Genomic DNA, 6,328 nt, shown 5'->3' with positions numbered 1-6,328 from the left:
GTGCTGTAGCCCATGGCGTGGCTGACTTTCTCTGTTTGCTCAACGTTGAGCTGCTGCAGTATTGGAATACTCATCAAGAGAAGGAAAGGTACTTCTTTGATGGCTAACATGACAATCAAGCCCAAGGCGTAAGGGTCTTTGACGAGTAGGGCTAAGTCATGCACGCTTTGAGTGTTGGCATCGTGACCAAATACTTGGTGGAGAAATCGAGCGCCTAGACCGGTTGGTGCGAACAGAAAAGCAAAACCAATCGCAAACGCGACATGAGGCATTGCTAGCAGTGGAGATAGGCTCAGTTCAACCTTACGCCAAAACGGCCTTCTCCATGTCGACTGCAAAATCGCAAAAGTAATCAGGCAGGCAAGATAACTACTGGCAATAGCGGTATAAATGGTTAGCCCGATTGATTGCCAAACGCCTGACCAATTGAATACCGCTAAAAAGCCATCAAATGAAAACTGGTTTAGGCCAATTGGCGGAATATACCCCAGTGCAGAGAGCAGTACGCCAAGCAAGCCTGGCATGGTAGGCACTATGCAAACTACGATAATGACTAAGTAAAGCGCTCTTAACATGGCTAATATTAGTTTCCGTAACGCTTAAGCCACTCTTTTTCCAAGGCGACTTGCCAGCTTGGATGAGGTTCTGCAATTGACTTAAACTGCTGAGTATTCTTTGCCGATCCCGTTAGGTATTGGCCGCTCAATACAGAAGGGTCTCCCCAAATCGTTAAGTCACCTTTGCGCGATTGTGCTTCAGGGCTAAGTAAGAAGTTAATCGCCACTTGCGCGCCTTCACTTGCGTTTGCATTCCAAGGAATAGCTAAGAAGTGGATGTTTGACAATGCGCCAGCGTCCATTGCGTAGGTCTTAGTGGTTTCTGCAAGCTTGCCACTGGCCTGAGCCGAGAAGACCGCGTTAGGGTTAAAGGTAATCGCTAGGTCAAGCTGACCGTCGTCAAGCAGTTGGAACGTTTCAGACGAACTGGTTGGAAACTGTTCACCACCTCGCCAAGCGACTTTATGGAACTCGTCTAAGTAATCCCATAACGGTGCGGTTACGATCGAAAAGCTCTGCTCTGCAACCGGTAGCTGAAGTGAATCATCGTTGTTTGTTAGCTCAATGAGTAAGGCTTTAAGAAAGCTCGTGCCGTGAAACTCTGGTGGGCGCGGGTAAGTGATACGGTTCGGGTATGCTTTGGCGTAGCTCTTGAGCTCAGCAAAAGAGAGCGGAGGATTGTTTAGCGTCTGTTGATCGTGGATAAACACTAATTGTCCGACACCCCATGGCGCCTCGAGACCTTCGGTTGGCTCCGAGAAATCGACATCGATAGGCAGAGACTTATCGACATATTGCCAGCTAGGTAGGCCCTTAACAAAAGGTCCAAACAGCAGCTGATTGTCTTTCATCGATTTAAAGTTTTCACCGTTAATCCAAACCATATCAACGCTGCCACCACTATTTTTACCCGCCGCTTTTTCTGCGATTAAACGTGCTGTGGTTTCGGCAATGTCAGTCACTTTTACATGCTTAAGAGTGACACCATACTGAGCTTGTAACTCAGAGCCTGCCCATTGGATGTAGCGATTGATTTCTTGGCTTCCACCCCAAGCGTGGAAGTAAACGGTTTGTCCTTTGGCTTTATCTACAGTCTCTTGCCACTGGTCAGCGGCCACTGAAGAAAATGAAAGGATAACTGAAGATAGAAGAGTGATCAGCCTTGTCATAATATTCCCTGTTGGTTGAAAAATTGTATCGGCTAATAACTACAGACCGAACTAAGACAATTATTCATTCATTATGACTGAAAAAAGGCTGTTTTATTAACTATTTGACGTAAATGTTGATGAGATGTTTGAAAAGTGTCTAGTGGAAACAAAAAAGCAGCCAAGGTGGCTAATGCCGATCAGTTAAGCCAAAAATGATCGGTTGAACGATCCTCCACAGACGTTATAAAGGTCCTAACTTTTGATGGTTAGGACCTTTTCTTTTGCAACTCACAACAGCTCTCGCGATGGCTAATGGCTACGCCCCTAATACTGAAGAACTCGGAAAGCTTTCAGATATTCTCTGCCCAGATTTTATTAATCAATGTTTGGAAGCTACTGGTGTAGCTACGGTTAGAAAGCGTCGTATTCCCTTAGATATGGCTGTGTGGACCGTCATCGCAATGTCCCTCTATAGACAGGAACCGGTTTGGAGCATTGTAAGCAAGGCGCAGTTAATGCTGCCAGGTAAGAAACCGTTGGTTGCTCCAAGCGCTGTGGTTCAGGCACGTCAAAGATTGGGGGCTGACGCGGTTAAAGAAGTTTTTCATCGTAGCCAACAGATGTGGCACCAACAGGCTGAACATCCCACCTGGTCGGGGCTAAAGCTCCTTGGTGTTGACGGTGTTGTTTGGCGTACACCAGACACCCCAGAGAACAGAGAGCGGTATGAAGCGCCTTCTAACCAGAATGGTGATGGTTCATTTCCCCAAGTGCGCATGGTCTGTCAGATGGAACTGAGCAGCCATATGATGATAGCTAGTGCGTTTGATAGTTATAAGACGAATGAGATGGTTTTAGCAGAACGTCTTATTGAAACAACGCCTGATAATAGCCTGACCATGTTTGACCGGGGTTTCTACTCTCTAGGATTACTTAATCGTTGGCACCAAACAGGTAAAGAGCGCCATTGGCTAATGCCAATGAGAAAAGACACACAATATACCGTCGTCAGGACGTTAGGGCGTAATGATAAAGTGGTTGCTCTGAGCGCGAGTCCACAAGCAAAGCGGAAGTTCCCTGAGTTGCCAGAAGCCGTTGAAGTTAGGTTATTAACCAAAAAGATCAAGGGAAAAGAGGTCAATATCCTTACCTCAATGACCGATGTTATGCGTTTCCCATCAGCAGAAATAGTCGACCTATATAGTCATCGTTGGGAAATAGAAGTTGGTTATCGGGAAATCAAATCTTCTTTGCTAAACAATGAGTTCACGCTAAGAAGTAAGCTTCCAGAGATGATAGAACAAGAGCTGTGGGGAGTACTGCTTGGCTACAATATCATTCGGTATCAAATGGTTAATATGGCGAAGACGATACCGGGCATCCATCCCAATCAGTTGAGCTTTACAACGAGCGCAACTGCGATAATCCATCTGATATATGGTTTTTGGTTGGAAGCGGCGGGCACTATACCAAAACGTATTAATCATCTACTCGATGAAACACCACACCATGTTTTACCGCCAAAAAGAGAAGACCGAATATACCCAAGATGTGTGAAACCCAAGAGCAAAAAATACCCTAATAAGAAAAAAGCCAGTCAGCTTAACTGACTGGCATTAGCCAAGGTGGCTGCTTTTTTGAACAATGTTTGCTTGGAAAGACTTAGTTTTTCCAGTCACTTAGTTTGAATGTCAGTGTATGGTTGTCATTTTTAAGTGTCATGGTGTCTTTGGTTAGTGTCATATCGCTCCAGTCAGATAGAGTTTGACTGAACGCTTGTTCGATGTCCATTACATCACCGACACACATCTTCATGGTCATGCCCATTTTTTCGATTCTAAATTGGTTGTCTTTAAGCTCAGCTTGACCAAAAAAGTTGTTACAGCCTGCATTACCATTAGCTGTCATCTTCTCGCCCACTTCAAGACGAGGTGGGTTTTGGCGCTCTTCGAGCACAAGATCAGTACCATCGATACTAACCAGTTCCCAGTTGTGGTGCTGCAAATCTTGAGCTGTAATTTGCGTGGAATCATCTCCATTAGTTACACATGCGGTCACAACAAGCGGGAGAGTTATTGCAGCGAGCAACGTTTTTGGACTAAGCTTCATAGTAGATCAACTCCAATATATAAGTAGATAAGCCAACATAAGTGGCCTAGATGTTTGCAGTATAGTTAATCGCAACCGACATTTGTCAATATTAGGTCATTGTTTGGGCTTCATCGTTTAGATTGAAAGTTGTTGATAAATATGTAATTACAACTTATGTCGTGTTAATTGAAGACGTCATTCAGTTTGAGAGCAACCATTTGGAGCAGTTAGAGTTTTTCACCGTTCAAAGCCCTTGTGTTGGCATATGTACAGTAGATGAAAAAGGCTACTGCAAGGGTTGTATGCGTAAAAGGGAAGAGCGCTTTAACTGGCTTAATATGTCAACTGCCCAACAATTACATGTGATTAAACTCTGCCGTCAACGCTATCTGCGTAAAATACGAAAAGGTAAGTTGACTTCGGTGGAAGAAAAGCTTGCAAGTTCACCGCAGCAGGATCTGTTCTAGTATTCGATATCTTGTCTTTAAGAGAGATCCTTGAACTCTAAAGAATCCCTCCTCATCACGTGCTTTTAGGCGCTATTTTAATCCCCATTGATCATTAACCCAGCCGCCAGCATGTTCATCGAAATGGTTACCTGAAAAGCGATGATTTACCTCGTTGCTTTTTTCAAGTCGAGGTTTTTCGTCGAGTAGGTGTTGAATGTAACTAGCCATAGGGTCACCACCTTTCAGTCGCTCTTGCCGAGTTGCGACCTCTTTGATCAATTGAAGACGGTATGAGTTACTAGCTCGTTTCATTTGGTGATCCTCCTTGGCTGTGGACAAAAGGTCATCAGACCCTGATATCAAAAGTTAGAACTGGATCTGATTCGCGTCAATGATATTTGGTTAAAAATTGCACAATTTTTATTTTTGGGATATCGCCGCTGAAAGAGTCTTTGTAGAGTGTTTGAGCTAGGTTGTTGATAGTAGTGGAGATGAGGGTTTAGCTTGCCTTGAAAAGTCAGCCTCTAGTGAGGCTGGCCCGTAGTTTAGTTTGAAAGGCTTTGACAACGTTGGCTCGTGATTAGCTCGTCGGCCATAAGTTGTCCACGACTGTTACGCATCTTGATTCGGTAGCTAATACCGACATCAAGGTTATTCTTGGTATCAGTTGATGTGCAGTATGTTTTTAGACTGCGATTGAGTACTTGTGTTGTTGGTCTTGCACCTTTGGCATCATCATTGTAAACCATCATGATCTCTATGGTTGTTCCTTGCGCGTTAGCTCGCATGATTGACAGTGGTCCCGACTCAATCGGCAGCTCGTTCGCCAATAGATTGGCACGGCTTTGTGCAAGGAGCTCTAACTGTTTTTGCTTTTGCGCCGCACCAGAAGAGCAGCCGAGAGTGATAATGGCGAGTGAAGCAATAACGATAGACTTAGGCAAGCTCAACATGATTAAAATACTTTTTTGAATGGCTTAACGATTACATTTTCATACACGCCAGCTCCAACATAAGGATCGGCGTCAGCCCATGCTTGAGCTTGCTGTAAAGAATCAAATTCCGCAATAACTGTTGAACCAGTAAAGCCCGCTTCACCCGGATTATCAGAATCAATTGCGGGCATTGGACCTGCGGTAAGTAGACGGCCTTCATTTTGTAGAGCTTGAAGGCGCTCAAGGTGAGCAGGACGCACGCTGAGGCGTTTTTCTAAAGAGTTTTCTACATCTTGTGAGAAGATGACGTACCACATGGTCGAATATCCTTATATGAATAGTGTAAGTTCTGCCCAGTACTCTACCTCAACTGGCGCATTTTTAAAGCCTTGACGATGCTATAATTTCGTCTCGATTCGGATTACTTGATCGGACGAGGTTTCCCATCACCATCAATGGCAACGTAGTTGAACGTTGCGTCACAAACCATAAAGCGATCTTCTAACCCATGCTCTTTAACGGGTTTGACCCAAACTTGTAGGTCTATGCTCATCGATGTGCGGCCAATCTTAATACATTCGCCGTAACAGCAAACAACATCGCCGACGCGCACTGGCTTTTTGAATGTGATACTCGATACAGAGACGGTAACAATACGACCTGAAGAGATCTCTTTGGCCAGAATTCCGCCTGCAAGGTCAAGCTGAGACATGATCCAACCGCCAAAAATATCTCCGTTGGCGTTGGTATCTGCAGGCATCGCTAGGGTACGAAGAAGTAGTTGCCCCTTTGGGTTTGTGTGTTCTTTACTCATTGTGACATCCGGTACAGCAAAACAGCGACCAAGTTGGTCGCTGCAAAAAAGGAATTATATCATTAGTTATTCGCTAGGGTTAGTGCTCTCTTTGGGCAGGTGCTTGTAGATGTAAACCCCTGTTAGTAGGGTAAAACCAAACGTGGCAGCGAGCAGGCCAAACACTTTAAAGTTGACCCAAGTATCCAACGGAAGGTTGAAGGCAACGTAAATATTGAGGCCCGCGCAAATAGTGAAGAATGCAGCCCACGCCCAAGTGATTTTTGACCAAACTAACTCTGGCAAGCTTATTTCCTTGCCAAGCATCGCCTTAATTGCGGACTTTCCTGTC

9 protein-coding genes and 1 pseudogene are annotated in these 6,328 nt (G+C 44.8%); 2 read left to right on the top strand and 8 right to left on the bottom strand.

Features of this window, described 5'->3' with window-relative positions; all coding sequences use genetic code 11:
- Both QTO00_RS12470 and QTO00_RS12465 read right to left on the bottom strand, forming a co-directional pair.
- Positions 1-575, bottom strand: a pseudogene (locus tag QTO00_RS12470) (thiamine ABC transporter permease); the annotation flags it as partial.
- A gap of 8 nt (positions 576-583) precedes the next feature.
- Positions 584-1,726, bottom strand: coding sequence for an ABC transporter substrate-binding protein (locus tag QTO00_RS12465; RefSeq protein WP_331425096.1), 1,143 nt, complete (start codon positions 1,724-1,726; stop codon positions 584-586).
- A 263-nt stretch (positions 1,727-1,989) separates the two neighbouring features.
- Here QTO00_RS12465 and QTO00_RS12460 point away from each other — a divergent pair, with 263 nt between their 5' ends.
- Positions 1,990-3,318, top strand: a complete 1,329-nt coding sequence (locus QTO00_RS12460) for an IS4 family transposase (protein WP_258520385.1) — start codon at positions 1,990-1,992, stop codon at positions 3,316-3,318.
- Between the two features lie 52 nt (positions 3,319-3,370).
- Here QTO00_RS12460 and QTO00_RS12455 read toward each other — a convergent pair whose 3' ends face one another.
- Positions 3,371-3,817 (bottom strand): META domain-containing protein, encoded by a 447-nt coding sequence (locus QTO00_RS12455; RefSeq protein WP_331425095.1) that lies wholly within the window; start codon positions 3,815-3,817, stop codon positions 3,371-3,373.
- Positions 3,818-4,017: 200 nt separating this feature from the next.
- Here QTO00_RS12455 and QTO00_RS12450 point away from each other — a divergent pair, with 200 nt between their 5' ends.
- Entirely contained in the window at positions 4,018-4,266 is a 249-nt protein-coding gene (locus QTO00_RS12450; protein WP_331425097.1) for a DUF1289 domain-containing protein, read from the top strand.
- A gap of 72 nt (positions 4,267-4,338) precedes the next feature.
- On the opposite strand, the gene QTO00_RS12445 is transcribed toward QTO00_RS12450, so the two are convergent.
- From QTO00_RS12445 to QTO00_RS12425, 5 genes are all read right to left on the bottom strand, one after another.
- Entirely contained in the window at positions 4,339-4,560 is a 222-nt protein-coding gene (locus QTO00_RS12445) for a hypothetical protein (RefSeq protein WP_038205122.1), read from the bottom strand.
- A gap of 233 nt (positions 4,561-4,793) precedes the next feature.
- Positions 4,794-5,201, bottom strand: coding sequence for a GspS/AspS pilotin family protein (locus QTO00_RS12440; RefSeq protein ID WP_331425094.1), 408 nt, complete (start codon positions 5,199-5,201; stop codon positions 4,794-4,796).
- Between the two features lie 2 nt (positions 5,202-5,203).
- Positions 5,204-5,500, bottom strand: a complete 297-nt coding sequence (locus tag QTO00_RS12435) for a YciI family protein (RefSeq protein WP_331425093.1) — start codon at positions 5,498-5,500, stop codon at positions 5,204-5,206.
- 104 nt (positions 5,501-5,604) lie between these two features.
- Entirely contained in the window at positions 5,605-5,997 is a 393-nt protein-coding gene (yciA, locus tag QTO00_RS12430; protein WP_331425092.1) for an acyl-CoA thioester hydrolase YciA, read from the bottom strand.
- Positions 5,998-6,063: 66 nt separating this feature from the next.
- The coding region (locus QTO00_RS12425; RefSeq protein WP_331425091.1) for a septation protein IspZ at positions 6,064-6,328 on the bottom strand (265 nt) is incomplete at its 5' end.

The sequence above is a fragment of the Vibrio sp. M260118 genome (assembly GCF_036533755.1).
Taxonomy (GTDB): domain Bacteria; phylum Pseudomonadota; class Gammaproteobacteria; order Enterobacterales; family Vibrionaceae; genus Vibrio.
Note: the sequence above shows the minus strand (reverse complement) of the source record. Positions and strands in the feature narration are given on the sequence as shown.